This is a genomic window from Pseudomonas sp. Sample_9, assembly GCF_004307535.1.
GTDB classification, from domain to species: domain Bacteria; phylum Pseudomonadota; class Gammaproteobacteria; order Pseudomonadales; family Pseudomonadaceae; genus Aquipseudomonas; species Aquipseudomonas mercuritolerans.
In genome coordinates, this window is the sequence record NZ_RAZO01000307.1 from 1 (window position 1) to 3058 (window position 3058).

The window sequence follows — 3058 nt, forward strand, 5'->3', positions numbered from 1 at the left end:
CGACTACAAACTCAACTCTCTATTAGAGGCCTTGAGAAATTCCTGCTTCAGCTCTTCAAACGTATGCACCGCCGGGAACTGCGGAAACTCGCGAATCACGTTGTCCGGCGCGTGAAACAGAATCCCCGCATCCGCCTCGCCGAGCATGGTCGTGTCGTTGTACGAATCACCCGCCGCGATCACCCGGTAGTACAGACTCTTGAACGCCAGCACCGACTGACGCTTGGGATCTTTCTGGCGCAGTTGATAGCCCGTCACCCGACCGCTTTCGTCAGTGATCAAGCGATGGCAGAGCAAGGTCGGGAAGCCCAGCTGGCGCATCAGCGGCTGCGAGAATTCATAAAAAGTGTCCGAGAGAATCACCACCTGAAAGCGCTCGCGCAGCCAGTTGACGAACTCCACCGCGCCATCCAGCGGTTTCAGCGTGGCGATCACTTCCTGAATATCCGAGAGCTTGAGGCCGTGCTCATCGAGGATGCGCAAACGCTGCTTCATCAATACGTCGTAATCGGGAATGTCCCGAGTGGTGGCCTTGAGGGCGTCGATTCCGGTTTTTTCGGCGAAGGCGATCCAGATTTCCGGTACCAGTACCCCTTCAAGATCCAGGCAAGCAATTTCCACAAGACACTCCCGTTTGTAGTGATTATTGAATCGAGCGAGGCCGAACTCTAGCGTCTGCACCAGACGCGCGCAACGCAGAGGACGCCCCGGCCGCGGCAGCTTTTTGTTACCATCGGCCCCCTATAGAGCGCCCGAGCGCCATTGACCTGTAGGAAGCCGCCCTGATGAGCCCATCGTTCGACGTCGTGGAACTCGCCACGACCTATGCCAACAAATCCGCCCAGGACATCCTCAAGCTCGCCTTCGCCGAGTTCGGCGATGACTTGTGGATATCTTTCAGCGGCGCCGAGGACGTGGTGCTGGTGGACATGGCGTGGAAGCTGAACAAGAACGTCAAAGTGTTCAGCCTCGACACCGGCCGCCTGCATCCGGAGACCTACCGTTTCATCGAGCAGGTGCGCGAGCATTACCAGATCGATATTGAAATCGTCTCGCCGGACTACACGAAACTCGAACCGTTCGTGAAGGAAAAAGGCTTGTTCAGTTTCTACAAAGATGGCCACGGCGAATGCTGCGGCATCCGCAAGATCGAACCGCTGCGGCGCAAGCTGTCCGACGTCAAAGCCTGGGCCACCGGCCAGCGCCGCGACCAGAGCCCGGGCACCCGCAGCGCTGTGGCGGTGCTGGAAATCGACACGGCGTTCTCGACACCGGAACGCACGCTGTACAAGTTCAATCCGCTGGCGCAGATGACCAGCGAGGAGATCTGGGGCTACATTCGCATGCTCGAACTACCGTACAACAGCCTGCATGAGCGCGGCTTCATCAGCATCGGCTGCGAACCCTGCACCCGCCCGGTGCTGCCGAACCAGCACGAGCGCGAAGGCCGCTGGTGGTGGGAAGAAGCCACGCAGAAAGAATGCGGGCTACATGCGGGGAATATCATCAGCAAGAGCAAGGTTTGATCCCCCATTTATAGAAAGACCTGTGGGAGCGAGCCTGCTCGCGAAAGCGCAGTTCCAGTCAACGTTTCAGTTGCCTGATCCACCGCATTCGCGAGCAGCTCGCTCCCACATTGATATGTGCCAGGCACATAAAAGGTGTACACAAGGTTGTCACCATCGGTGCCATTTATGTGTGCACTTTCAGTTCTGACGCCCTGAAAAGTTACACTCTCCAGCAGAATCCCCATCTGCTCGCCCCTCTGCAAAATCCCTCCCCTGAAAAAAATTCCTGCCCGATCGATCAATTTATATCGCCGGTTTTTCAGCGACTTATGTTGCATCGATAACTATTCGAAATGAGCCCTGCCGCTTATAGATTGGCAACTGGCACAAATCTGGCTTTATCGCATACATGTTTTGTATACAAAACTGCAAAACATGCACACTTTCGATCCGCAAGCCTGAAGCGCCCTATCCCGTACAGGCTGCAGATGCCCCGTAACCAGTGATGTTTTCACCGCCGCGACGAAGATTTGTCGAGCCTGAGCGCTCATGCACAGTCATCGCGGTGGCGAACGTCAGGAGCCTGCCGGAATGCGTACAAGTCTTTCAAATAACATCGCGCTGAATCTGCCCTCCGCCACGCTCGATCAACCGTTGCCCCATGACGGAGTGAGCGAGCCGCTGCAACTGAGCCCGCGTCTGCACAACAGCGATCTGGCGCCGACCAAAGCCGAAGGGCGACGCTGGGGCCAGTACAGCATCTTCGCCCTGTGGACGAATGATGTGCACAACATCGCCAACTACTCGTTCGCCATCGGCCTGTATGCGTTGGGCCTGGGCGGCTGGCAGATTCTGTTGTCGCTGGGGATCGGCGCGGCGCTGGTGTACTTCTTCATGAACCTGTCCGGATACATGGGGCAGAAAACCGGGGTGCCGTTTCCGGTGATCAGCCGGATCAGTTTCGGCATCCATGGTGCGCAAATTCCTGCATTGATCAGGGCGGTTATCGCCATCGCCTGGTTCGGTATTCAGACGTATCTCGCCTCAGTGGTATTCCGCGTCTTGCTGACTGCCGTGCATCCGGGCTTCGCTGAATACGATCACAACTCGATTCTCGGCCTGTCGACTCTGGGCTGGGTGTGCTTCGTTGCCATCTGGCTGGTGCAACTGGCGATCCTTGCCTACGGCATGGAGATGGTGCGCCGTTACGAGGCATTTGCCGGGCCGGTGATTCTGCTGACCGTTGCTGCACTCGCCGGGTGGATGTACTTCCAGGCCAACGCGACCATTGCCTGGTCGATCCGCGAGCCGCTGACCGGTGGCGAGATGTGGCGCAACATCTTCGCCGGCGGCGCGTTGTGGCTGGCGATCTACGGCACGCTGATCCTCAACTTCTGCGACTTCGCCCGTTCTTCGCCGTGCCGCAAAACCATCAAGGTAGGAAATTTCTGGGGCTTGCCGGTGAACATTCTGGTATTCGCCGCGATTACCGTGCTGCTGTGTGGCGCGCAGTTCCAGATCAACGGGCGAATCATCGAAAGCCCGACCGA

3 protein-coding genes are annotated in these 3058 nt (G+C 57.6%); 2 read left to right on the plus strand and 1 reads right to left on the minus strand.

Annotated elements, in window-relative coordinates:
• Window positions 1-3: 3 nt before the first annotated feature.
• Window positions 4-621 (minus strand): bifunctional phosphoserine phosphatase/homoserine phosphotransferase ThrH, encoded by a 618-nt coding sequence (gene thrH / locus D6877_RS17180; RefSeq protein ID WP_130911550.1) that lies wholly within the window; start codon window positions 619-621, stop codon window positions 4-6.
• 164 nt (window positions 622-785) lie between these two features.
• Between thrH and D6877_RS17185 the strand changes: the two genes are divergently transcribed.
• Together D6877_RS17185 and D6877_RS17195 are read left to right on the plus strand one after the other, a co-directional pair.
• Window positions 786-1526, plus strand: a complete 741-nt coding sequence (locus D6877_RS17185; protein WP_122611940.1) for a phosphoadenylyl-sulfate reductase — start codon at window positions 786-788, stop codon at window positions 1524-1526.
• Between the two features lie 573 nt (window positions 1527-2099).
• On the plus strand, window positions 2100-3058 hold a 959-nt coding region (locus D6877_RS17195; RefSeq protein ID WP_178083703.1), incomplete at its 3' end, for a cytosine permease.

Coding starts and splice junctions, on each gene's coding strand:
- D6877_RS17185 (WP_122611940.1), top strand. CDS start 786: ATGAGCCCATCGTTCGACGTCGTGGAACTCGCCACGACCTATGCCAAC.